This window comes from Bacillus infantis, from assembly GCF_050107595.1.
Taxonomy (GTDB): domain Bacteria; phylum Bacillota; class Bacilli; order Bacillales; family Cytobacillaceae; genus Bacillus_AB; species Bacillus_AB infantis_C.
In genome coordinates this window covers 528,603-554,556 of the sequence record NZ_JBNILH010000002.1, presented here as the reverse complement: position 1 = coordinate 554,556, position 25,954 = coordinate 528,603, and the positions used below count along the sequence as shown (strand labels likewise).

Genomic DNA, 25,954 nt, shown 5'->3' with positions numbered 1-25,954 from the left:
CAGGCCCATGCCTGTAAAAGCCTGGCCCCGGCATTTAAAGAGACCCCCCTCTAAGGGGGGGCTTTCAGCCGGAACATGCTTCTTTCACAGAGCAGATGCCTGGAGAAGCGTTCAGAAATTAGCGTACACAACACGAAAGAGTGGGTTGCCCCACTCTTTTTCGAGAGTTATCCTTAGTATTTCCAATAAAACTATACCATAACCAAATTTTTTATGCAAATGGAACAGGCGTGCCGGCAAGGGTTTGCCATGCCGGCGGAAACTGCAGCAAAGCCCCTGGTTTAGAATAATGACAGCTGGTTTTGATCAGGGAGTGACTCCAGGCAGCCGTGGTTATCCAGGTACTCAAGGATCGTTTTGGATATCCTCCCTCTTTGCTGGAGATCTTCTTTAGAGAGGAACTCCCCTTCTCCTCTTGCTTTTACAATATTAAGGGCGGCATTCGTACCCAGGCCTGGAATCGCATTGAATGGCGGAATCAGAGAGTCGCCATCGATGATGAAATCTGTTGCATCCGAACGGTATAAGTCCACTTTAGAGAATTTATAGCCGCGTTCATTCATTTCCAGAGCCAGCTCCAGGACAGTCAGAAGATTCTTTTCCTTTGGTGAAGCGTCAAGTCCCTTTGCGTTGATTTCCTCGATCTTCGCCCTGATGGCCTGGGATCCGCGGACCATTGCTTCTACATCAAAGTCTTCAGCCCTGACCGTAAAGTAGGCCGCATAGTATAGAAGGGCGTGATGTACTTTGAAATACGCAATCCGGACAGCCATCAAAACATAGGCGGCGGCGTGCGCTTTCGGGAACATGTATTTTATCTTTTTGCAGGAATCAATATACCATTCAGGCACTTCATTTCTCCGCATTTCTTCTTCCATTTCATCAGAGAGCCCTTTCCCTTTACGGACTGACTCCATGATTTTGAAGGCGAAGGCAGGCTCAAGGCCCTGATAGATCAAATACACCATGATGTCATCCCGGCAGCCGATAACCTCACTCAGGGTACAGATGCTGTTATGGATAAGCTCCTGTGCATTGCCGAGCCATACATCCGTCCCGTGCGACAGGCCTGAGATCTGGACAAGCTCAGAGAAGGTGGTCGGCTTTGTATCCTCAAGCATCTGGCGGACAAAGCGCGTCCCGAATTCCGGTATGCCAAGCGTCCCCGTTTTACACATGATCTGATCTTGAGTGACGCCCAATGATTCAGTTCCGGAGAAAATCTTCATGACTTCAGGATCATCAGTCGGTATCGTCTTCGGATCGATTCCGCTCAGATCCTGGAGCATCCTGATGACAGTAGGGTCATCATGGCCGAGTATATCGAGCTTCAGGAGATTATCATGAATTGAATGGAAGTCAAAATGGGTCGTCTTCCATTCTGATGTTCTGTCATCGGCCGGAAACTGGATCGGCGAGAAGTCGAAGATATCCATATAATCAGGGACAACGATGATGCCCCCAGGGTGCTGGCCGGTCGTCCTCTTAACGCCTGTGCAGCCTGATGCAAGGCGGTCAATCTCTGCACCGCGGATCTGCAGGTTGTTGTCCTGCTGATATGCCTTAACATACCCGTAAGCCGTCTTATCTGCTACAGTGCCAATCGTTCCCGCACGGTAAACATTGTCTTCACCGAACAGCACCTTGGTGTAATTATGTGCTCTCGGCTGATATTCGCCTGAAAAGTTCAAGTCAATATCAGGGACTTTGTCCCCTTTGAATCCGAGGAACGTTTCAAACGGGATGTCATGGCCGTCTTTGCGGAATGGAATATCGCAGGTTGGGCAGTTTTTGTCAGGCAGATCAAAGCCCGATCCGACAGAGCCGTCATTAAAGAACTCGGAATGCTTGCAGGCCGGGCAGACATAATGCGGCGGCAGCGGGTTTACTTCCGTGATTTCGGTCATGGTTGCGACAAAGGAAGAACCGACCGATCCCCGCGAACCAACGAGGTACCCGTCATTCAGCGATTTTTTTACTAGCTTATGAGAAATGAGATAGATAACGGCAAATCCGTGGCCAATGATGCTCTTAAGCTCTTTTTCAAGCCTGGCCTCAACGATTTCCGGGAGTTCATCCCCATAAATCCGCCTTGCCATGTCATAGCTCATATTGCGCATTTCTTCATCCGCACCATCGATTTTCGGAGTGTACAGGTCGTCCTTGATCGGTTTAATGGAATCTATCATATCGGCAACTTTATTCGTGTTTTCGACAACAATTTCCTTTGCCTTTTCCTTGCCGAGGAAGGAGAATGCGTCGAGCATTTCATTTGTTGTCCGGAAATGTACATCCGGGAGCTGGTGGCGGTTCAGCGGATTGGCGCCGCCCTGTGAATTGATCAGGATCTTCCTGTATATTTTATCAACAGGATTCAAGTAATGGACATTCCCGGTAGCTGCGACAGGGATGTCCAGTTTTTCACCAAGCTTCACGATATTCGAAATGATTTCTTCCAGTGCTTTTTCATCCCTGACCAGCTCCAATTCAATCAGGTGTGCATAGACAGCTTTTGGATGGACTTCAAGATAGTCGTAAAAGGCGGCCAGATCTTCAGCTTCTTCCGGCCCCTTCTGCATCATCGCTTCAAAAACCTCGCCGCGGTCGCAGCCTGAGCCGACAAGGATACCTTCCCTGTACTTTTCAAGCAATGAACGGGGAACCCTCGGAACCCGGTAAAAATAGTTCATATGTGAAATAGATACAAGCTTGAATAGATTCTTAAGGCCGGCTTCCGTCTGGGCCAGCAGTGTGCAATGGTACGGACGCGCCCTTTGGTAGGCATTGCCCTTGCCCATATTGTCATTAAGCTGATTATGATATTCAATGCCTTTTTGCATAACCTCTTTAAGCATCTTGATCAATAGATAACCTGTGGCTTCAGCATCATAAATGGCTCTGTGATGCTGTGTAAGCTCCACATCGAATTTTTTAGTCAGTGTGTTAAGGCGGTGATTCTTCATCTCAGGAAGCAGGAATCTTGCAAGCTCCAGAGTGTCGATGACAGGGTTGGCGGCTTTGTCGAGACCATATCTTTTATACCCTGTATTCAGGAAGCCCATATCAAATGATGCGTTATGGGCAACCAGGATATCATTCTGGGACCACTCTTTAAACCTGCGGAGCACCTCTTCTACCTCTGGGGCATTCCTGACATCGTCATCCGTGATGCCGGTTAAATCTATCGTTGTCGCTGACAGAGGATGATGCGGGTTGGCAAATGATTCGAATCTGTCGATGATTTCGCCGTCGTGTATTTTGACAGCCGCAAGCTCGATGATTGTATCATAAACCGCGGAAAGCCCTGTTGTTTCCACGTCAAAGACGATATACGTACCTTCTGCCAGATGGATCGGGGCAGAATTATAGGCAATCGGAACGCCGTCATCAATTAGATTGATCTCGACTCCATAAAGGATTTTAATATCATTTTTCTTTCCTGCACTAAATGCCTCCGGGAAGGACTGAGCCACAGCGTGGTCTGTAATGGCAATTGCCTTATGGCCCCATTTTTTCGCCTGTGATACCAGCGCACTTACCGATGAAACTGCGTCCATCTGGCTCATAGGGGTATGGAGGTGCAGCTCGACCCGTTTCTCGTCTTCAGGTGCCGTGTCCTTTCTCAGGACCGGCTTAATCTCATTAATGTCGTTTCCGATCATGACAAGATCGCGTACAAACGTATCGTTTTGAATGCTTCCGCGGACCTTCACCCACATGCCTTTTTGGACATGCTGGAACAGAGCTGCATCCTCTTTGTCGCGCGAGAACATTTTGACCATGATGGAGCTTGTGTAGTCTGTGACCTTAAAGGTCAGCAAAGTCCTGCCGCTTCGGAGCTCCTTCGTTTCAGCTGCAAAAATATAGCCTTCAACCGCAACTCTGCGCTCTTCATCGACAATTTCCTCAAGACGCCTGAAGTCTGCATCGTCCTTGATGGTAAGGCCGATAGACAGCGGTCCCTGCAGTTCGCCTGAGCCTGAATCGCCTTCGGCTTCTTTTTTCTGCATATCGATCATTGCCTGGCGGCCCCGCTCCTGATCTTCCTGCTGCTTTGCCTTCAGGAACTGCTCATACTCAGCATTGGAAGAAGAATCGGCATTTATTTCTGTATCGATAGTCAGCATAGGGAAACCAAACGTCTGGAAGACATTCGCTATCATGCCGGCATACTTTCGCTTGATCGCCAGTCCTTCCATTTCATTGCGGACGTTCAATATGACCTTCGTCCCCTGCACCTTTGGCGTCTGTTCATTCAGAAGCTTGATCAGCGGAGGTGATATCCCCTCGATCTCCTGGATACAGCTTTTCCAGTAATCCAGGAGAAGCTCTTCTGTGAAGTTCTGGTCTGCCACTTCTATCGTAAAAGAAGTGTTAGCTATATGTGAAAATGTTTTTTCCAGCTGGACAGAAAACCGGCTGAAAACACTGCATGGCAATATGCTGTCAAACAGGAAGTAGAAATGCCATTTCTTTGCCTGCTTTTCTATTACTACTTTGTCTATTTGCGCATTCTCAAAATGCTTTACAAAGGCATCTTCTGTGAGTTGAAGCTGCTGGAGCAAGAGGTGGAATCGCTCTTTTTTGCCTGTGGCATCGCTCATCGTTCTCTCTCCTATCCTTAAAATCTATTTTCTATATGTGATTGTTTTTTTGGTTAGAAACATTAGTCATTATACCATAAAGAGAGGGTGTGTTTTGAAAAAGAAAATAGTGTGAAAACGGAGTGGGTTTTTGGCTGTTAAAGGGGGCTATTAATTTGCGTTCCAGGCACTCCGCTTTCCGCGGGGCGACGCTGAGCCTCCTCAGAGCAAGCTCTTGCGGGGTCTCAGCCTTGCCGCTATCTCCCACAGGAGTCTGCGTGCCTTCCACTCCAATCAACAGGGTCTTTGAACTTTTTTTGCGAATTAATTTTTGAAAAATCAAATCCCTCCTGCTCGTATTCCTGTAATTTGGTTCCGGTATTAAATGGGGTGTTGATTTCCGTTCCAGGCACTTCGCTTTCCGTGAGGCGACGCTGAGCCTCCTCACGCTTGCGCGTTGCGGGGTCTCAGCCTTGCCGCTATTTCCCACAGGAGTCTGCGTGCCTTCCACTCCAATCAACAGGCTTATAAACTTTCTGAGGCTTTTTAAAAGGCTCTTTTCGCACGGATTGCTGCTATCTTGTCATCCTTATAGACATGATAAAATACCTCTTCAGGAGGGGTTTTGTTCCCGCCCTTTATAAAAGAGCTGGCCTTTCCGGACCTGACTGAGGGAATCATTGACAGGTTGAAAAATAAGCGGAGAAATTCCCCTAATTTCAAAAAAGCTCTAAAAACAGCTCAAATAGACGGAGAATTTCCGTCTATCGACTCAAAAAACAGGAAAATGCGCAACTTCGCTCCGTTTAACCGGAAATTTTCCGCTTATTTAAAGGCTTGCTGGCCACTCAAATTAGGATACAACACCACAAAATGTAAATCGTAATATGAATATAAATAAAATCAACAAACCTTACGAAAAAAGCCCTTAAACTAAAATACCACCAAAGTCTTTCCACAAATTAAAACGGATCCCGCAACGGGATCCGTTTTTAGTCTGCATTACTTTTGTGCAGAAAGGATGGAAGCGATATGCTCCAATAGCTGGTCCTTATGGATTTCTTCCATATCGCCTGTGCTTCTTACTTTTACTTCGACGATGCCTTCGGAGGCTTTTTTGCCGGCTGTTACTCTGACTGGAAGGCCGATGAGGTCGGCGTCGGCAAATTTTACGCCGGCTCTTTCCGGCCTGTCGTCAAAGAGGACTTCGTAGCCTTTGCCCCGCAGTTCTTTGTAGAGCTCTTCTCCGAGGCTGGCCTGTGATTCGTCCTTCATGTTTACGGCAATGACATGGATCTTGAGTGGCGCGAGGTCTGCCGGCCATGTGAAGCCTTTGTCATCATTGTACTGTTCAGCGATTGCTGCAAGGATACGGGAAACACCGATGCCGTAGCAGCCCATGATCATCGGCTGGGTGCGGCCGTTTTCGTCAAGGTAAACGGCGTTCATTGCTTCACTGTAGCGTGTGCCAAGTTTAAAGACATGGCCGACTTCAATGCCCTTTGCAAAAAGGATTTTTCCATTTCCATCCGGAGAGAGGTCGCCTTCCTGGATAAAGCGGAGATCGGCAAATTGAGAGACTTCAAAATCACGTCCGGCATTCACATTAATATAATGGAATCCTTCTTCATTCGCACCGCATACGCCGTTCACTACTGCTTCTACAGCATGGTCTGCAACAATTTCAACATCCTTAGCGCCGATCGGGCCCAGTGATCCGACAGAACAGCCTAGGATGCTGCGTGTCTCTTCTGGAGAAGCCAATTCAGCCGATGCAGCTGAGAAGAGGTTCTTCAGTTTAATGTCGTTTACCTCGTGATCACCGCGGACAAGAACCAGCACATGTTTGTCATCAATCTTGAAAAGAAGCGATTTGATGCATTCCTCGCTTGAAACATTCAGGAATGAAGACACTTCTTCAATCGACTTCTGGTTTTCCGTCTGGACCTTTTCCATTTCCTTTGGAACGGCACCACTTTTTGCGTAGTTGCTGATCACTGGTGCCATTTCAATATTGGCAGCATAATCCGAAGAATCGGAATAGGCAATTGTATCTTCACCGATATCGGAAAGCACCATGAATTCATGGGTATCTTTTCCGCCCATTGCGCCTGAATCGGCAATAACTGCCCTGAAGTTCAGACCGCAGCGTGTAAAGATATTGGAGTAGGCTGTAAAGAGCCTGCTGTATACTTCATCAAGGCTTTCCTGTGAAGAATGAAAAGAGTACGCATCTTTCATGATGAATTCGCGGCCGCGCAGAATTCCGAAACGCGGCCTCTGTTCATCCCTGAATTTTGTCTGAATCTGATACAGCGTCAACGGCAGTCTTTTGTATGATTTTACTTCGTCACGGACCAGGCTGGTGATTACTTCTTCATGGGTTGCACCCAAAGCGAACTCCCGGTCATTACGATCCTTTAATCTCATGAGCTCTGGCCCGTATGTATACCATCTTCCTGATTCCTGCCACAGCTCAGCCTGCTGGAGCGCCGGCATCAGCAGTTCGCTTGCCCCTGCATCATCCATCTCTTCCCGGACGATGGCTTCAATTTTCTGCAGCACTTTGCGCGCCATTGGCAGATAGCTGTACACACCCGCTGCATTCTGGCGGATGAATCCTGCCCTGAGGAGAAGCTGGTGGCTTCTGACCTCGGCATCTGCCGGTACTTCTCTTAAAGTTGGTATAAGTGTCATGCTTTGTTTCATTATCAGCACCTCTTCGTTTCAAATATTAATTCTTAATCAGGGTAAGGGCTTGTCCCGTTTCCCGGGTATCCGGAGAAAAAACTGGGCTATCGCCGGTTCTGGAGATAGCCGCAGATGTTTCATTTTATTCTATTGCAGGAAGAATCGCTGGATATCATTCCATGTGACAACAAGCATCAGCAGCATAAGGAGGGCAAATCCGATAAAATGGACCATCCCTTCTTTGTTGCGGTCGATCGGCTTGCCCCGCAATGCTTCAACTGCAAAGAACATGAGCCTTCCGCCATCAAGCGCCGGGATCGGCAATAGATTCATGATTCCAAGGTTGATGCTCAATATCCCTGCCCATTTCATCAGATAATAGATGCCTGATTTAGCCACTGTATCTGTTGATACATAGATGCCGACAGGGCCTGATAAAGCATCAATGGAGAACTGGCCTGTGACAAGCTTTCCAAGCATGACGAAAATCTCTTTCGTCCATGTGTATGTTTCCTCTGCGCCATAAGCGATGGCTTTCAGCGGAGATTTCTCCATCGGGCTGTATACGCCGATTATGCCAATGGTTTCTTTGCCTTTTTCTCCTTCAACTTCCCTTGCCTCAGGGGTTACAGGTATTTCAAGCTCTTCTCCATCGCGGCTAAGGATGAAATCCAGTTCTTTACCTGGACTCTGCTGGATGATTTCCACCACATCGTTCCAGCTTGAGATTTCAGCGCCGTTAATGCTCTGAACCTGATCTCCTTCAAGGAGGCCTGATTCCTTGGCAGTTCCGTCAGGCGTCAGCCGGCCAAGCTCAGGTTCGTTTGTCGGCATCCCCTGAAGAAGGCCAATCAGTACAAAGACGACAAATGCAAGGATGAAGTTCATCATCGGTCCGGCAAATATGGCCATAGTCCTCTGCCCGAGCGTCTTGGAAGCAAACTGCCTGTCATACGGGGCGATGAGTGTTTCCACACCATCCTCGACAAGGAGAGCATCCTTGTTGATCGGATATGAAACAAGCCTTTCTTCCTCTTCACCCTCGGCATAGCCGCGGATGACAAGATCATGCTCGATGTCGGCATATTCCACTTCAATCGGCCTTGCATCCGGATATTTATCTTTATTGTTAAGAATGATTTTACTGACGCGTTCGTCTTTATCCAAAATCAAACCAACACGATAGCCCGGTTTGATTTCCACCATTTCAGGATCTTCACCTGCCATCCTTACAAAGCCCCCAATCGGAAGCAGTCGGATGGTGTAGACAGTTTCTCCTTTTTTATGGGAGAACACCTTCGGGCCGAAACCTATGGCAAATTCACGGCAAAGAATGCCGGCCCTTTTGGCGAATACAAAATGCCCCAACTCATGGAAAAAAACAAGGGCTCCAAAAATGATAATAAAGGCTATCACAGTATCCAAAAATATAACCACCTTTTTTTAGAGGTTGTTCAGTAAGAAAAGCGAAAGGGCGTCCGCCTCGTGCGTGCGTCTGCCTGGCTCGCTTCCAGCGGGCTTCAGTGGATAATACTGGCCAAAAGGCTTGCACTTTGACTTTTTGGCCATTTCGTTATGCCCTGGAGCAGATGGTGCCTAGAGCTGGAAAACCGGCAATCTTCAAGCGCAAAAACCCTCTTTGGAATCTCCTCTTTCCTGTACTGAACACCAGCTTATAGAAGCGAGTTTACCAGCTGCCTTGTCTGACGATCAACTTCCTGGATTTCCTCGAGGCCCGGGTTATCTGAAACAGCATGCTTTTCCATAGCCGTTTCGACTAGATCCTCTATCTGGAGGAAAGTGATTTTCCCTTTCAGGAAAGCTGCAACCGCCGCTTCGTTAGCTGCGTTTAGGACGGCAGGAAGTGTGCCTCCCCGCCTGCCGGCATCAAATGCGAATTGAAGGCAGCGGAATCGGCTGTAGTCCATCTCCTGGAAATGAAGCTGTCCGATTTCTGCCAGGTTAAGCTTCTTGCCTGTCCTGTGGGGAAGACGGTCCGGATATGTCAGGGCGTATTGTATCGGCACCCTCATATCCGGCGTCCCCAGCTGGGCGATGACAGAGCTGTCATGAAATTCCACCATAGAATGGATGATGCTTTCTTTATGAAGAAGAACTTCAATTTTTTCATAATCCATGGAAAACAGCCAATGGGCCTCAATTACTTCCAGCCCTTTATTCATCATTGTTGCAGAATCAATGGTTATTTTTGCTCCCATGGACCAGTTTGGATGGTTCAAGGCCTGTTCGACAGTCACATTTTTGAGATCTTCCCTTGTTTTATCCCGGAAGCTGCCCCCTGACGCTGTAAGGATGAGTTTATCAATATTCTTCTCTTTTTCCCCCTGAAGCGCCTGGAAGATAGCAGAGTGCTCACTGTCGACAGGAAGAAGCTCCACACCGTTTCTCCTGGCTGCATCCATGACGATATGGCCTGCAGTGACAAGGGTTTCCTTGTTGGCAATCGCTATCGTTTTTTTTGCTTCAATGGCCTGCAGGGTCGGCTGAAGGCCGACGCTGCCAAGGACCGCGTTAACGAGGATATCTGCTTTGGGATGTACGGCTGTTTCAATAAGCCCTTCCTGGCCATAGACAAACTTAATTCCCGGGAACTCGCCAGCAAGTGTGTCTGCATCATGCTTCTCTGCAGCCGCCACCAGCTCAGGCTTGAATTCCCCTATAATCTTCCTGCCAAGTTCAAGGTTCGTGCCGATGCTCATGCTGGCCAGGGTGAATTGCTCTGGATGCTCCCTTATGACATCAAGGGTCTGGGTGCCGATAGAACCGGTTGCCCCCATTAAACTAATATATTTCACTATTGTTCAACTCCTATTGTTTCAACAAGCTAGACTCTCCCGGCTAGTTAAGCAGCTGAAAGAAATGCAGAAGCGGCCATACGAATAAAAGGCTGTCAAACCTGTCCAGGATGCCGCCGTGCCCAGGAAGGATTGTCCCGGAATCTTTCACTTCATAATGCCTCTTGAGCGCAGATTCTGCCAGGTCTCCTATTTGGCCGAAGATAGACAGAACGATCGTGATCAAAGTAAGCTGCAGCAGTGTTGCGTCTATATCAGTCAGCAGAACGAACAGAACTGCAACGACGACTGCACATACTACCCCGCCTATAAAGCCTTCCACCGTTTTATTCGGGCTGATTTCAGGCCAAAGCTTGTTTTTCCCCATGGCTTTTCCGATAAAATAGGCACCGGAATCTGTTGCCCATACAATGAATAAAGAGAAAAAAATAAATAAAATGCCTGCTTCACGTGTTTCAATAAAATAGTAAAAGCCAATCCCCACATATACCGATGCAAGAATTGAAAAGGCTGCATCATCAAAAGTGAACCTGTTCTTTGATCCTACAGTATAGGTCAGTAAAAGCAGGACAGCAAGCAGGCCGATTTCCGTTTTTGATCCGGCAGCAAACTGCAATGCCGGCCATTCTTTTGCACCATCAGGAAGCATCAGCCCCCACAGTAAGGCAAGTGCAATTATGCCCGGCACTGATAACATCTTAAGCCTGCGCATTTTCAATACTTCGAACAAAGCCGCGGCGGCAAGCACGTAAGCAAGCAGCACTACCGGTGTCCCTCCGTATATGACAACAGGAATTAGTATAGCTCCAAATATGATCGCTGTTATGATTCTTTGCTTCATCTAGTTTTCAACACCTTTATTATACTCCTCCGAACCGCCTCTGACGGTTTTGGAACACCTCAATGGCCTCGAGTAATTCTCCCTCAGTGAAGTCCGGCCATAATACATCTGTGAACCAGAACTCCGTATAAGCCAGCTGCCACAGCATGAAATTGCTCAGGCGGATTTCTCCGCTTGTCCGGATCAGAAGATCGGGATCTTCCAGCCCTTCAGTCATTAAGTAGGCTGAAAAGACTTCTTCATTTAATTCGCTTTCTTCCATTATGCCACTTTGGCAATCATTTAAGACCCGTTTGACAGCTTCGAGTATTTCTGCCCGGCTGCCGTAATTGAGAGCAAAATTCAGAATGAGGCCATCATTGTCCTTTGTTTCTTCCATTGCCCTTTCAATCGCTCTGAGTGTATGGCCCGGAAGCTTATCTTTATAGCCTATCATCTGGACACGGACATTTTCCTCAACCAGTTCAGGCAGGAAGGTCCCCAGGAATTCTTCCGGAAGCTTCATGAGATAATCCACTTCAAGCTTCGGCCGTTTCCAGTTCTCAGTTGAAAAAGCGTAAAGGGTCAGAGTCTTGATTCCGAGCTCGTTGGCAAGCTTAGTCGTCCTCCTGACCACCTTCATCCCTTCATGGTGCCCCGCTATTCTCGGCAAGGCCCTCTTTTTGGCCCAGCGGCCATTCCCATCCATTATTATCGCTACATGAGAAGGTACTTTTTGTTCCCTTATTTTTATTATGCGCTCTCGGAGATCGGAAGAAGGTGCTTGGTTCTTCCATTTTCTAATTTTATTTAACATAAGACGGCTCCTTCAAAATGCGTTTCTCTTATCCTCCGAAAAAAGATCTTTCCCCAAAATGTACGATTTGCCTATTCCCAAAATCCGCACGTTCTTATCATACCAAAAATAAATGAAGATATCTCTATAAAAAAGAATATGTAAACATAATAAAAATAAGAATACAAGAAAGCAGCGCAATTATTGCAGGATGCCATAATGGTGCTTCATTTCGCCATATGAGCAAAAGAACCCCCTATATACATAGAGGGTTCTTGTATATTTAGCTGATATAACACCAGAAAAAGAATTAAACCTCAAGAATTTCTTTTTCTTTGTCTTTTGTGATGCTGTCGACCTTAGTGATATGCTCATCTGTCATCTTCTGGATGTCATCTGAGTAGCCGCGAAGGTCATCTTCTGTAATCTCGCCGTTTTTCTCCAGCTTCTTCAGATCATCGTTGGCATCGCGGCGGATATTGCGGATTGCGACCTTTGCATCTTCTGATTCTTTTTTGACTACCTTCACAAGCTCTTTCCTGCGTTCCTCAGTCAGGGCAGGGATGGCAAGGCGGAGCAGATTCCCGTCATTAGTAGGATTAAGACCAAGATCAGATTTGATGATCGCCTTTTCGATTTCTCCCAGAATGCTCTTATCATAAGGCTGGATGACAAGAAGGCGGGCCTCAGGCACGGAGATTCCAGCAAGCTGGTTGACCGGTGTAGGCGCCCCATAATAATCCACAGTAATCCTGTCAAGAAGCGAAGCGCTTGCCCGGCCTGCACGGATGCTTGCAAGCTCCCGTGAATACGCCTGGATTGCTTTTGTCATACGTTCCTTCGAGTTTGAAATAACTTGTTTTGGCATTATTTATTCCCCCTGACGATCGTTCCGATTTTTTCACCGCATACGGCACGCTTAATATTGCCGTTATCCATAATTGAGAATACAATAAGCGGAATATTATTGTCCATGCATAAGGAGGAAGCTGTAGAATCCATTACGGCAAGCCCCTCTTTCAGGACATCAAGATAAGACAATTCTTCATATTTAACCGCGTTTACATCTAACCGAGGATCCGCGGAGTATACCCCATCTACATTATTTTTCGCCATTAAGATAACTTCTGCTTCGATTTCAGCAGCACGCAATGCTGCCGTAGTATCTGTTGAAAAATACGGGTTGCCAGTGCCGGCTGCGAAGATTACGACACGCTTTTTTTCCAGATGGCGGATTGCACGCCTGCGGATATAAGGCTCTGCAACCTGGCGCATTTCGATGGATGTCTGAACGCGTGATTCAACATCCAGCATTTCAAGGCTGTCCTGAAGGGCAAGGGAATTCATGACAGTTGCAAGCATGCCCATATAGTCTGCATTCGCCCTGTCCATCCCCATCTCTTCCCCGATCTTCCCGCGCCAGATGTTGCCGCCGCCCACGACGACCGCCACTTCGACTCCAAGATCGGAAACTTCCTTCACCTGCTGTGCAACCGACTTGATGACAGAAGGATTAATGCCAAAGCCCTGCTCTCCTGCTAAAGCTTCACCGCTTAATTTTAAGACAACTCGTTTGTATTTAGGGCTGCTCATAAGAACCTCCATATGTATTGGAATTACATGATTTCTTGAAAAAGAGGGAACACAATGTGTTCCCCGATTACCTTCATAAAAAGCAGATTTAACGGCTTTTATCTATTATTTTTTCACCTGGTTCATAACTTCTTCCGCGAAGTTGTCTTCGCGCTTTTCAATGCCTTCCCCTACTTCATAGCGAACGAATTCGCGAAGAGTTCCGCCAGTTGATTTTACGAAGTCACGGACCTTTTGGTCAGGATTCTTAACGAATGCCTGGTCAAGGACACAGACGTCTTCAAAATATTTGCTCAAACGGCCTTCTACCATTTTAGCAACGATGTTTTCAGGCTTGCCTTCGTTTAAAGCCTGCTGAGTCAGAACCTGGCGCTCGCGCTCTACTTCTTCAGCAGAAACTTCATCGCGTGACACATATTTAGGGTTCAATGCAGCGATGTGCATAGCTACGTCTTTAGCAGCCTGCTCATCAGTTGAACCTTCAAGAACAGTCAGAACGCCAATGCGGCCGCCCATGTGCAGGTAAGCACCGAAAGCGTCGCTGTCAGTCTTGCTTTTCACTTCAAAACGGCGAAGGGAAAGCTTTTCCCCGATCTTAGCGATCGCAGCATTGATGTGCGCTTCAACAGTCGCACCGTTTTCCATTGTTTGTGAAGAAGCTTCTTCAGCAGAAGCAGGCTTGTTTTTAAGAAGGTGCTCTGCCAATTCTTTTACAAGAACCTGGAAGCCTTCGTTTTTCGCAACGAAATCTGTTTCAGAGTTCACTTCAAGGATGACAGCTTCATTGCCTTCTGCAAGGATGTAAGTTGTCCCTTCTGCCGCGATGCGGTCAGATTTCTTAGCAGCTTTAGCGATTCCTTTTTCGCGAAGGAAATCGATTGCTTTTTCCATATCACCATCTGTTTCCTGAAGCGCCTTTTTGCAGTCCATCATTCCAGCGCCAGTCTTTTCACGCAATTCTTTAACGAGTTGAGCAGTAATTGCCATATTGAAATCCTCCTTAAATATATGTAATCATTTCATATTTTCTTTAAAAAAAGGTGATAAAGGGTGCTCCCTATTATCACCTTTACAGACATTAAGCAGTTGTTACTTCTTCCCCTTGCTTAGCTTCAAGGATAGCATCAGCCATTTTACCTGTCAGAAGCTTAACAGCGCGGATTGCATCATCGTTTGCAGGGATAACAACATCGATTTCGTCCGGATCGCAGTTTGTATCAACGATGCCGACGATAGGGATGTTCAGCTTGTGAGCTTCTGCAACAGCAATGCGCTCTTTGCGCGGGTCAATGATGAATAGAGCGTCTGGAAGAGTCTTCATATCTTTAATTCCGCCAAGGAATTTCTCAAGACGTTCTTGTTCTTTTCTTAACTGTACAACTTCTTTCTTAGGAAGCACTTCGAAAGTTCCGTCTTCAGACATTCTTTCGATGTCCTTCAAGCGAGTGATACGCTTTTGGATTGTTTCAAAGTTAGTTAAAGTTCCGCCTAACCAGCGCTGGTTTACAAAGTACATACCAGAACGGAGAGCTTCTTCCTTAACAGAATCCTGAGCTTGCTTCTTTGTACCAACGAAAAGGATTGTTCCGCCGTTACCAGCAAGTTCTTTCACGTAGTTATAAGCTTCTTCTACTTTCTTGACCGTCTTCTGAAGGTCGATGATGTAGATGCCGTTACGCTCAGTGAAGATATATTTCTTCATCTTAGGGTTCCAGCGGCGAGTCTGGTGACCGAAGTGTACACCAGCTTCAAGCAGCTGTTTCATTGAAATTACTGACATGTTAGTTCCTCCTAATGGTTTGTTTGCCTCCGCCCATATCATCTTCAGTCAAAAACTGTACAAAACAGCACCAATTGCCTGAATCCATAGGCGTGTGTATTAACACCATGAGTAAATATAGCACAAGTGACTTTTACAATCAAGTTATTACTGCCGATTTTGACGAAATTTCAATAATAGTGATATTTCAGTTTTTCCCCTGCCGAGTTTTTTGGCTATCTCCTCTTCGGCAAACCCCTGCTCCTGAAGGGTTTGAGCCTGTTCAAGTAAAGTTTCGGCCGCTTGTCCGGACTGGCTGCCTGCGTCAGGAACTGCAGGCGGCTCTTCATTATCGGGGATGAGGTTCCCGCCAAACTCGACAATATCTTCAGGGAACTGAATGTCCTGAAGTTCTTCAGTTTTAACCGGTGCCTCTTTTCCTGCCGGCAAATCTTCTGCACTAATACGGCCGTTTGGAGAGAATCCAGCTTTTCCTTCCTCATAAGACTTTCCGGCATTTTTATATGCTTTGACTGCACTAAGCAGCCCGGGTTTCCCTTTATAGCCGGCCGGCTCTTCTTTGCCTGGATGAACATGGCCCTTTTGTGTTACCTCAGGACTGTCTGATTGTAAGGGGAGCATTTCTCTTAATTTAAAAATCAGTTTCTCGTTGTCTTCCTTTAGTTCCAGAATAAACATTGAGATTGTTTCTTCCAGATCCTTTATCGTCTCTTTTTGCTTCTCTTCCATTTCAATCAGTCTGTTTTGACGCTGATACAAAACAACAACTGCAAGCAGTGCAAGGACATTTAATATAATGCTTATACCAATAATTAAACTCACCATCAAAACACCTATCCATTTAAGTCAAATAACTTCCCTTTATAAGGGTGTAGGTCAATCTCTGATTCTTTTTTTAGATCCGTATTCCTGTTGTATTCCATGCCCAAACCTGAATTCGATTTCTTTTCAGACTTTAAGACAGTCTCCTTCTTTTTTCTGTCAGTCTGCTTAATTGCTGCGGCAGCCAAATTATGGGCGACAGAAGGCGATTGGTCGATTTTCTGCTGCATTTTAGAGGCATCAAGGGTTCTTGGGAGAGCTACCTGCAGTTCAACAAGTCGAAGGCTCATCTTCTATTCTCCTTTTCCGGATTTCTACATTACCTTTTCCAAGCATTCACGCAATTTATAGATTGCACGGGAATGAATTTGCGAGATTCTGGAAGTGGATAGCCCCATGACTTGCCCTATTTCAGTAAGCGTCAACTCTTCTTTGTAAAATAAACTGATGACAAGCTGTTCCTTTTCGTTCAATGTGGTGATGAGCGCAGTCATATCAGAAATTAACTCTTCTTTCATTACATTTTCTTCAGGAGTTAATGTATTGTCATCCCTTAGATTATAAGAAGGTCCCTCTTTATCATCGTGTTCTGCAGGATTCTCATCCATTGATAGAACATTGGCGTAGAAGTTCTCTGTCATTGCAGCATATACTTCTTCTTCTGTTATACCGAGTTCAGCCCCTATTTCTTTTGCTGTCACATTTCTCATTAGCTTCTGCTCCAATTGCACCGAGGCGGCCTCTATCTTCTTGGCTTTTTCCCTGGCGCTTCTTGGCAGCCAATCTTCTTTTCTTAATCCATCGATTATTGCGCCCCGCACCCGAAAGGAGGCATAAGTATCAAATTTCAAATCTCTGCTATGGTCGAATTTTTCAATAGCATCGTATAGCCCGATAAGGCCGAAGCTTCGGAGATCATCCCTGGAAACACTCTTGGGGAGTCCAGCAGAAATGCGCTGAACATGGTAGCTGACCAGAGGCATATACTTTTTGATCAAATAGTCCCCCGCAGAAGCGTCACGAAAATGTGTCCATTTTTCCCAGTATACTTGTTCCTCTCCTGCTGATTCTAGATCCATGGAAACCCTCCTTAAACCATTAACCAAATTATCAATTATTTAATTATATCAAAAACACATTTGAAAAACACAGCAAGTATACTAAAAACAAGGTCAGGCAAAAAAAATCAGCCATCTTTACTAGAGGCTGATTTTTTTGGAGGATTTACTATTAAATGCACATAGTCCCTTTATTGACTGTTCTGATCAATAGTTCAGAGGTTCGAGGATCAAATTCTATTGATCTCCCGCTGCCTCCTCCTGTATCCTCTGAAATGATTTTAATCCTCAATTCTGAAAGTGCACACTTCACAGCTTCAACATTCCTCGGACCTATCCTCATCTTATCGGGCCCAGTGGAAAACTGGAACATCTGGGCCCCTCCTGCAATCTTTGCCCTTAGATAACTCGGTCTTGCCCCCATGATCCTAAGCTTCTGAACCAGTTCAGTCAATGCAGTATCTGCATACTTAGCCGGCTTGAAGCTGCTGTTTCTGGCGAGTGAAGAGTCAGGAAGCATAATATGAGCCATGCCGGCCAAGCATTTTGACTCATCATATAATACTACACCAACACACGAGCCTAAGCCGGTAGTTCTAATTTTTTGGGGACATTTGACGATATTCATATCTGCTATGCCGACTTTTATAATATCCTGAATATTAGTCACGTAATCCTACTCCAAGAGATTCAAAAAAGCTGCTGAATGAACCTGGATCCGGGAGCAAAAAGAAGTGGCCCTTGACATCGTCCGGCAAAGAAGAATCTTTTAGCGCAGTATCAATCACTATGGCATAATCGCTTTCATGCGATATTTCAATTAATCCAAAGCTGATAATTGCCCCGAACATATCTATTCTTAAAGAAGGCACAGAAGGATACAAGTCCATTTTAGTAAAATCACACAAAGCAGAAAGATATGAGCCAGCCAGAATATTTCCCAGTTCCTGAAAAGCAGAAGCAGATAATTCATCCATTGAAAGCTGGCTGAAGCTGAAAGAATGGTTTCCTGTCATGTGCCGGATGAAACTGACAGCATATTCTACAGGGAGAATGAAAAACATATTGCCAGGGGCTTCCCCTTCGATCCGGAGGTAGACACTCGCAACAACTTTTTCAGCTCCCCCTGCCATATCCATCATTTCATCAAAGGAAACAATCCGTACACTCGGAACTTTCATTTCAATCTTGCTGCCCAGCAGGGCGGAGAGGGCAGTAGCTGCATTCCCAGCACCAATATTCCCGATTTCCTTTAGGATATCTAAATGAAGTGATTTTATCCTTGATATATAGTCATCCTTCATTTTTCTGCTTTAACCAAAAGGTCTTCACCTTCTAGAATTTTTTCTAAATCAATTAAAATCAGAAGCCTTTTCTCTACCTTAATCACTCCGCTGATATATTCGATATCTATGCTGCCCACAACGGATGGCGGCGGCTCGATAATCTCCGGATTAACATCTATTACGTCATTTGCTCCATCAACGATCAAGCCCACTTCCAAATCATTTATTCCCGCTATAATCACCCTTGTGTTATCAGAATAAGGTTCGGGCTGCAAACCGAAGCGGCTTCTTAAATCTATTACCGGCGTAACTACTCCACGCAGATTAATTACACCATTTACGAATTCAGGTGTTCCAGGGACCCTTGTGATATGCAGGACCTTTTCTATTGAACGGACCTGATTCACCTGGATGGCGTATTCTTTATCTTTAAGTTGAAAAATGATCAGCTTTAAATCCTCAGCAGTGCCTGTCATTTTATTGCTCCTTTAACCTGTAATTGTTTTTCACTTAATTAAAGCATTGCAGTCGACAATCAATGCAACTTGTCCATCTCCAAGAATTGTAGCCCCGGAGATTGCAAAAATATTAGTAAGATAATCACCAAGCGATTTCAGCACTACCTCCTGCTGGCCTATGAAAGAATCAACGATCAGCCCAGCCATTTTATCGCCTTTTCTGACAATAACAACAGAATAATACTCATCATCTTCTTTGTATACAGGCACATCAAAAGTACTCTTCAAGTCAATCAGCGGAACAACTTTTCCTCTGAAATCTATTACACTCTGATTATGGGCTTTCAGTATCTCTTCTTTTTTTACGATGGCCGTCTCAATGATAGAAGACAGCGGTATAGCGAATTTCTCTCTCTGGATCTCAATAAGCATCACAGAAATGATGGAAAGTGTTAACGGTAATTGAATTGAAAAAATAGAACCTTTTCCTTCTGTTGAATCAATTGAAACTGTTCCTCCAAGAGATTCAATTTTACTTTTAACAACGTCAAGCCCTACACCTCTGCCTGATACATCAGATATCGTTTCGGCGGTAGAAAAGCCTGAGGCAAAAATCAGCTCATATACTTCTTTATCAGAAAGGACAGAAGCCATCTGTTCAGTAACAATTCCATTTTTCAAAGCTTTATTAAGTACTCTTTCCCTGTTTATTCCTGCTCCATTATCCTCGATCTCAATGAAAACATGGTTTCCGCTGTGATAAGCCTTCAAGATTACTGTACCCGTTTCGTCTTTGCCTGCTGCCCTCCGGGATTCCGGATTTTCAATACCATGGTCCAGTGCATTGCGGATTAAGTGAACAAGCGGATCTCCAATCTCATCAATGACTGTCCTATCCAGCTCGGTTTCAGCACCTTGAATTTGAAGGTCGATTTTCTTGTTCAAATCTCTCGCCAGCTGGCGCACCATTCTTGGGAAACGATTGAAGACTGTCTCAACCGGAACCATTCTCATATTCAGGATAATATTCTGTAAATCACCTGAAATTCTTGACATTCTCTCGACTGTTTCCTGCAGTTCCTGGTTTTTAAGTTCCTTTGATATCTGTTCAAGCCTGCCCCTGTCAATTACAAGCTCTTCAAACAGATTCATAAGGATATCGAGTCTTTCAATATTGACTCTTATTGTTTTACTGCTGGACTGTTTAGAATTGTTTTGTTCCTTCTTCTCTACTGGTTCATCCGCAGAAGAAGCAGCTGGAACAGTGCTAACCTCCAGTGCATCGCCGGAAGTTTCTTCTTTTTTGTCAACGCCCCTGATGGACTCAAGAGTGATCGGCTGAATTTCTGCCAACTCAACTTCAGAAACCTTCAACACTTTGCTTTTAACGTCTTCGCTCGTTTCCTTTGTCACAATAGTCACCAGAAATTCGCTGTCAAACTGCTCTTCCTCAAGCTGATCGACAGAAGGTGCAGACTTAATCACTTCGCCGATTTTCTCCAGAACCTCGAAAACCATGAAGACTCTTGCTGCCTTTAAAAGGCAATCCGGGCGAAGGCCGACAGTAATTTCAAAAATCTGAAAACCTTGTTCTGCAGACTGCTCCAAAACAGTAAGCTCAAATTCATCATATGAACTTTTTGATTTAACCGGTGCCTCCGCAATAGCGCTTGCTGATTCTACTCTTGAAGAAGTAGAAGGCTCAATTGACTCTCCTTTTTCGATGAGTGTCAATTTTGAAACAGCATCCGTAACATCCTTTTTTCCGCTGCCGCCATCAGCGATGGATTGAACCATCTCCTCCAGATAATCAACCGCAAGAAAAACAACGTCCAATATTTCAGGAGTAACAGTTATTTTATGGTTTCGAAGGGCATCCAGCACATTTTCCATCTGATGTGTCAGACTAGCAAGATCTTCGTACCCCATAGTCGCCGACATACCTTTAAGTGTATGGGCAGAACGAAAAATTTCATTAACAATTGATAAGTCATTTGGGTTACTTTCTAATTCCAGCAAATATTTATTGCAGGACTGCAAATGTTCTCTACTTTCCTCAATAAACACTTCTAAATACTGATTCATATCCATATTATGGCACGCCCCTTGAAATTAAACATATTTCAATATAGATGTAGTAATATTCTCGATATTTTGAACCTCATCGATCAGACCTGTCTCAACAGCTGCCCTTGGCATCCCATATACTATTGCAGTTTCCCTGGATTCAGCAATTGCTTTCACTGTCCCGGATTCCTTCAGAAGAGACAGCCCTTTGGCTCCATCAGTTCCCATGCCTGTCATGATGACTGCAACTTTTTCATACCCTTCTAACCGGCTGATGGATTCATATAAGACATCAACAGATGGCCTGTGGCCGTTGCGGGGAAGATCCTGATCAAGCTCAACTCTTACGCCTGAATCAAGCTGGCTTACTCTGAGATGATATCCGCCAGGTGCAATATATGCTGTTCCATCCTGCAGCAGCTCGTTATGTTCAGCTTCCTTCACTTTTATTTCACATAACATATCCAAACGGGAAGCCAGGGATTTTGTAAAGCCGGCTGGCATATGCTGTACAATTAAGATTGGCGCCTGAACAGATTTCGGCATATCTCTTAGTACCTGCTGAAGAGCACGCGGTCCGCCAGTAGAGGTTCCTATACAGATTATTTTCTTTTTTCCCTGCTGATTTCTTTTAGCCAGGTTGATATGAGAAATTCTACTTAGTTCTATTTTACTATAATCATTTAATCTATTGATATTATTATTTCCTTGATCAGGAAAATAATTTAGTCTTTTTAGCTGAACCTTGCTTGCTGATATAACTTTTTCACATAATTCCTCTTTTACCTTGTAAAGATCAAGCGATATTGAGCCTGAAGGCTTGGCTATAAAATCTAATGCACCATACTGAAGGGCCAGCAAAGTATTGTCTGCACTCTCCTGAGTGGTGCTCGACAGCATGATGACCGGAATGGGATGCTGCTTCATAATTTGCTTTAACGCTTCCATCCCGTTCATTACAGGCATCTCTATATCCATTGTAATAACATCAGGCATCAGCTGCTTTATTTTATCCAAAGCGTCCAAACCGTTCCTTGCAGTCCCGATGACATCAATATATGGTGATTCACTCAGAAAATCGGAAATCAATTTCCTCATAAAAGCTGAATCATCTACTATGAGAACCTTTATCTTTTTCAAATCTGTATCACTGCCTTAATAAAAAAAGTTGCTTTAGTTTTGACACAAAATGCGAAGCCGGCTTGGCAGCGCGTTCTGTTGATTTTCCCGTATAGTCCTCTGCAATATTGCTGATGGCCCTTGATGCAGGAGAATTGCGGCTGTAGAGCAGAAAGGGAACTTGTTTTATAACCGCTTCCTGGACTTTTTTATCGTCCGGGATTATTCCCAGGAGGCCTGCAGATTTACCAAGAAATTTTTCCAGCGCGTTATTAAGCCTCGCATAGATGCTTCTCCCTTCTGCAGCAGAAAATGATCTATTAATGGCAAGGCTCACAGGGATTTCCGAGTCTTGGATATTAATATACTTTATTGCTGAATAAGCATCCATAATAGAAGTTGGCTCTGGAGTTACAATCACAATGATTTCATTTACTGACAGAATAAATTGCAGCGATTCTTCTGAAATACCCGCTCCCATATCAAGCAAGATATAATCATACCTGCCTATGAGAGCTGTGAACTGCTCCTCAAAACGAGTTAAATCCGCGCTGCTTAACTTCATCAAAGAACCAAGCGCAGACCCTCCGGTAACGTAATCCAGCCCTTCTGGCCCTCTGGTAATCACTTCGGAAAGAGGTACATTCTTTTGAAAAAAATCGGTGATATTGAATCTTGATGAGCTTCCCAGAAGAATATCTAAATTACCCATTCCAATATCCATATCCATTACTAAAACAGAATGGCCTTTTGCCGCCAGCGATAAAGCAAAATTCAATGTAAAGTTTGTCTTGCCGACTCCTCCCTTGCCGCTGATTACGGCCAGGGTTTTGGACTCAATTCTTGTTTCCGGTCCCCTGGAGAGTTGACGTCTTAAATTTTCGGCCTGGTCCTTCATTCTTTCATCAATGCCTTGATTAAGATATCCGCTGTTAAGGCGGCATTGGCTTCCAATAAATCATCTGGGACATTTTGTCCATTAGTCATATACGCAGCTCCGATTTTATGCCTAGCCATCAGATTGAACATTGATCCATAAGTTGCGGTTTCATCCAGCTTTGTAAAAATCAGCCTATCAATTCCAAGCAGAGAGAACTGTTTGAAGATTTCTTCCATATCCTCAAATTTAGAAGCAAGTGAAAGCACCAGGAGGGTTTCTGTTTGCGCCTTTAAGTCAAAGAGTTCCTTCAGCTCTTCTACATATTCAGAATTTCTAAAGTTTCTTCCCGCCGTATCGACTAATATTACATCGTATTCAGCCAATCTTTCTGACGCTCCCCTGTAATCTTCCGCGGTATAACAGACTTCTAAAGGTATATTAAGGATTTGAGCATATGTTCTAAGCTGTTCAACAGCTGCTATCCGGTAGGTGTCTGTTGTGATAAAAGCGGTTTTTTTGTTATATTTCATGATGCTTTCTGCAGCCAGCTTGGCGATGGTAGTGGTTTTCCCCACTCCAGTGGGGCCGACAATGTGTATAAATTTCTTGGTGAAATCGGTGCCGCCAAAATCTATTCCGGCCATTGAAGAAATCAGGGTCTCTTTAAGCCACTCCCTTAAAAGCTCTGAATCCTGGCCGTTTTCTGCATACCATTTGGCCATAAGCTTATCCAGCAAAGGCTGGATAAACTCAGGTTCAAGACCTTGGCGATAGAGTTTATCTTTAATCTCAGCCAATGGTTCTGGAATCCGGAACTCTCCGCTCGAATGTTTAATGACCGGTGCTGGCACTTCCTTTTCCATATTCGCAAACTTCTTTTTTGGTCTGGAAGCATTTGAGTCTGAGAACTTTGCATCCAAATTGAACTTTTCCTTCTGTTTAGGCTGTTCCATGCGGTTCATAGGGTCAATGCCTGCAAATAACTCTACTTTTTTCTTTTTAAAAAAACCCAGGAAGCCGCTGGTTTCGACAACTTTGGAATTAAGTATGACTGCATCCTTGCCAAGCTCTTTACTTACAAGATCCATTGCCTCGTTCATTGTATCTGCTGTAAATTTCTTGACTCTCAATCTAAATTCACCACCCCTATGCTTTGAACCTCAACATTTGCTTCGAGTTCATTATATGAAAGAATAGGAACATGAGGGAAATATCTTTCGGTCAGCTGGCGTACGTACATCCTGACTGCCGGCGAGCATAAAATTATAGGTGTCTGTTCCATCAATGACAGCTGTTCAATATTTCCAGCAATTGATTCTAGTATTCTCTGCGATTCTGCCGGGTCAATGGATAGATAATTTCCATGCTCAGTCTGCTGAATTCCTTCTGCGATCAGCTTTTCAATCCTTCCTGAAACAGTTATCACTTTCAATGCCTCCCCTTCCTGGGAGTACTGATTGGTTATTTGTCTTGCAAGCGCCTGTCTGGCGTACTCTGCAAGCAAATCTGTATCAGAGGTCACTTTTCCATAATCAGCCAGAGTTTCAAAAATAATTGGAAGATTTCTGACAGAAACATTTTCTCTTAAAAGCTTTCCTAGCACTTTTTGTACTTCACCGACCGAAAGAGGGGCAGGTGTAACTTCGTCTGCTAAAATTGGATAGCTTTCCTTCAAATGATCAATCAGCTGCTTTGTTTCTTGTCTGCCTAAAAGCTCATGAGCATTATTTTTAATAATCTCCGTAATATGAGTGGATACGACAGATGGAGGATCGACAACCGTGTAGCCAAATATTTCTGCCTGCTCTTTTACCTCCTCGGTTATCCATTTCGCAGGCAATCCAAATGAAGGCTCAACAGTATCAATACCTTCAATCGAATCATCTTCTATACCAGGGCTCATAGCAAGATAGTGATCAAGGAGCAATTCTCCCTTTGCTGCTTCATTTCCCTTGATCTTCAGTCTATACTCATTTGGCTGCAGCTGTATATTATCCCTGATCCTTACCACGGGAATGACCAGTCCGAGTTCTATCGCCAGCTGCCTGCGGATCATTACAATCCGATCAAGGAGGTCTCCGCCCTGATTTGTATCAGCTAAAGGTATCAGCCCGTAGCCAAATTCAAATTCAATTGGATCGACATTCAGAAGATTGACCACACTTTCAGGACTCTTCAATTCTGCTGTTTCCTCTCCCTCTTCCAAATCTAACAGCTGTTCTTTATCATCATCAGGCATTCTGGAAAACATATAGCCTCCAAAAATGAATAAACCTGCAATAGGGAAGGTTAAAAGATTACTGATGGGTGTGAAAAGACCCAAAAGAAAAATCGTTCCCCCTGTAACGTAGAGCATCTTAGGATAGGCAAGCATTTGCCTTGTAATATCGCTGCCAAGATTCCCATCAGAGGCAGCACGGGTAACTACGATACCTGTAGCTGTCGAAATTAATAACGCTGGAATCTGGCTTACGATCCCGTCGCCAACTGTAAGAAGGGAATACCTGCTTGCCGCATCTGCTATGCTCAGCCCTTGCTGCATCATGCCTATCACTATACCAAAAATTAAATTGATTAGGACAATGATAATACCGGCAATGGCATCCCCTTTAACAAATTTACTGGCACCATCCATGGAGCCATAGAAGTCAGCTTCCCGGCTAACCTTTTCTCTGCGTTCTCTCGCCTCATGCTCTGAAATCATCCCTGCATTCAGGTCGGCATCAATGCTCATCTGCTTCCCTGGCATAGCATCAAGCGTAAATCTTGCAGCTACTTCAGATACCCTCTCAGAACCTTTGGTGATGACAATGAACTGAATAATAATCAAAATTAAGAATACAACCATCCCAACAATGATATTGCCGCCAACAACAAACGTCCCGAATGTATCGACAACTCCTCCAGCTTCTCCCTTTGATAGAATGGAACGAGTGGTCGATACATTCAATCCTAATCTGAACAGGGTCAAAAGGAGCAGGAGGGAGGGAAAGATGGAAAATTGAAGCGGTTCACTCATGTTCATCGATATTAAAAGTACTAGCAGCGCTAATGATATATTCATGATAATCAATATGCTCAATAGCCAGGATGGAAAAGGGATAATAAGCATGGCAACTATCAAAATAACACTAAAGACTACTGATAAATCTCTTCCTGACATTACGCTCTCCCCTTAACCTGTA

Annotated in this window: 21 protein-coding genes; all 21 read right to left on the bottom strand. The window is 44.8% G+C overall.

The genetic code is table 11. From position 1 onward, the window contains the following. Positions 1–281: 281 nt before the first annotated feature. Positions 282–4,604, bottom strand: coding sequence for a PolC-type DNA polymerase III (locus ACQCVH_RS06005; RefSeq protein WP_426834863.1), 4,323 nt, complete (start codon positions 4,602–4,604; stop codon positions 282–284). A 981-nt stretch (positions 4,605–5,585) separates the two neighbouring features. Beyond that, on the bottom strand, positions 5,586–7,292 hold the full coding sequence (locus ACQCVH_RS06000) for a proline--tRNA ligase (protein WP_426834862.1): 1,707 nt from the start codon (positions 7,290–7,292) through the stop codon (positions 5,586–5,588). A 129-nt stretch (positions 7,293–7,421) separates the two neighbouring features. After that, positions 7,422–8,699, bottom strand: a complete 1,278-nt coding sequence (gene rseP, locus ACQCVH_RS05995; protein WP_426834861.1) for an RIP metalloprotease RseP — start codon at positions 8,697–8,699, stop codon at positions 7,422–7,424. Between the two features lie 248 nt (positions 8,700–8,947). Then, positions 8,948–10,090, bottom strand: a complete 1,143-nt coding sequence (locus ACQCVH_RS05990) for a 1-deoxy-D-xylulose-5-phosphate reductoisomerase (RefSeq protein ID WP_426834860.1) — start codon at positions 10,088–10,090, stop codon at positions 8,948–8,950. Between the two features lie 43 nt (positions 10,091–10,133). Continuing rightward, complete coding sequence (locus ACQCVH_RS05985; protein ID WP_426834859.1) at positions 10,134–10,931, bottom strand: phosphatidate cytidylyltransferase; 798 nt, start codon at positions 10,929–10,931, stop codon at positions 10,134–10,136. A 19-nt stretch (positions 10,932–10,950) separates the two neighbouring features. Further along, positions 10,951–11,727 (bottom strand): undecaprenyl pyrophosphate synthase, encoded by a 777-nt coding sequence (locus tag ACQCVH_RS05980; protein WP_426834858.1) that lies wholly within the window; start codon positions 11,725–11,727, stop codon positions 10,951–10,953. Between the two features lie 289 nt (positions 11,728–12,016). Continuing rightward, positions 12,017–12,574, bottom strand: a complete 558-nt coding sequence (gene frr, locus ACQCVH_RS05975) for a ribosome recycling factor (protein ID WP_009795869.1) — start codon at positions 12,572–12,574, stop codon at positions 12,017–12,019. Continuing rightward, a complete protein-coding gene (gene pyrH / locus ACQCVH_RS05970) occupies positions 12,574–13,299 on the bottom strand; it encodes a UMP kinase (RefSeq protein ID WP_009795870.1) in 726 nt (241 codons plus the stop codon). Before pyrH ends, frr begins: the two co-directional genes overlap by 1 nt. Positions 13,300–13,404: 105 nt before the next feature. Next, positions 13,405–14,286 (bottom strand): translation elongation factor Ts, encoded by an 882-nt coding sequence (tsf, locus tag ACQCVH_RS05965; protein ID WP_224903530.1) that lies wholly within the window; start codon positions 14,284–14,286, stop codon positions 13,405–13,407. Positions 14,287–14,377: 91 nt separating this feature from the next. Then, entirely contained in the window at positions 14,378–15,079 is a 702-nt protein-coding gene (rpsB, locus tag ACQCVH_RS05960; RefSeq protein ID WP_009795872.1) for a 30S ribosomal protein S2, read from the bottom strand. Between the two features lie 147 nt (positions 15,080–15,226). After that, complete coding sequence (locus ACQCVH_RS05955; RefSeq protein WP_426834857.1) at positions 15,227–15,901, bottom strand: hypothetical protein; 675 nt, start codon at positions 15,899–15,901, stop codon at positions 15,227–15,229. 11 nt (positions 15,902–15,912) lie between these two features. Next, complete coding sequence (locus ACQCVH_RS05950; protein WP_426834856.1) at positions 15,913–16,191, bottom strand: hypothetical protein; 279 nt, start codon at positions 16,189–16,191, stop codon at positions 15,913–15,915. A 24-nt stretch (positions 16,192–16,215) separates the two neighbouring features. Then, entirely contained in the window at positions 16,216–16,980 is a 765-nt protein-coding gene (locus ACQCVH_RS05945; RefSeq protein ID WP_426834855.1) for a FliA/WhiG family RNA polymerase sigma factor, read from the bottom strand. 151 nt (positions 16,981–17,131) lie between these two features. Continuing rightward, positions 17,132–17,629: a chemotaxis protein CheD gene (locus ACQCVH_RS05940; RefSeq protein WP_426834854.1), complete on the bottom strand. Its 498-nt coding sequence runs from the start codon at positions 17,627–17,629 to the stop codon at positions 17,132–17,134. After that, positions 17,622–18,263, bottom strand: coding sequence for a chemotaxis protein CheC (locus ACQCVH_RS05935; RefSeq protein ID WP_426834853.1), 642 nt, complete (start codon positions 18,261–18,263; stop codon positions 17,622–17,624). The genes ACQCVH_RS05940 and ACQCVH_RS05935 overlap by 8 nt, the downstream gene beginning before the upstream one ends. Next, positions 18,260–18,721: a chemotaxis protein CheW gene (locus tag ACQCVH_RS05930; RefSeq protein WP_426834852.1), complete on the bottom strand. Its 462-nt coding sequence runs from the start codon at positions 18,719–18,721 to the stop codon at positions 18,260–18,262. The genes ACQCVH_RS05935 and ACQCVH_RS05930 overlap by 4 nt, the downstream gene beginning before the upstream one ends. A 30-nt stretch (positions 18,722–18,751) precedes the next feature. Further along, a complete protein-coding gene (locus ACQCVH_RS05925) occupies positions 18,752–20,794 on the bottom strand; it encodes a chemotaxis protein CheA (RefSeq protein WP_426834851.1) in 2,043 nt (680 codons plus the stop codon). Between the two features lie 21 nt (positions 20,795–20,815). Further along, positions 20,816–21,910 carry a protein-glutamate methylesterase/protein-glutamine glutaminase gene (locus ACQCVH_RS05920; RefSeq protein WP_426834850.1) on the bottom strand — a complete coding sequence of 365 codons (1,095 nt, stop codon included), beginning with the start codon at positions 21,908–21,910 and terminating at the stop codon, positions 20,816–20,818. A 7-nt stretch (positions 21,911–21,917) separates the two neighbouring features. Next, positions 21,918–22,787: a MinD/ParA family protein gene (locus ACQCVH_RS05915; protein WP_426834849.1), complete on the bottom strand. Its 870-nt coding sequence runs from the start codon at positions 22,785–22,787 to the stop codon at positions 21,918–21,920. Then, positions 22,784–23,899: a flagellar biosynthesis GTPase FlhF gene (flhF, locus tag ACQCVH_RS05910; RefSeq protein WP_426834848.1), complete on the bottom strand. Its 1,116-nt coding sequence runs from the start codon at positions 23,897–23,899 to the stop codon at positions 22,784–22,786. Before flhF ends, ACQCVH_RS05915 begins: the two co-directional genes overlap by 4 nt. Beyond that, positions 23,896–25,932 (bottom strand): flagellar biosynthesis protein FlhA, encoded by a 2,037-nt coding sequence (flhA, locus tag ACQCVH_RS05905; protein ID WP_257990632.1) that lies wholly within the window; start codon positions 25,930–25,932, stop codon positions 23,896–23,898. Before flhA ends, flhF begins: the two co-directional genes overlap by 4 nt. Positions 25,933–25,954: the final 22 nt, after the last annotated feature.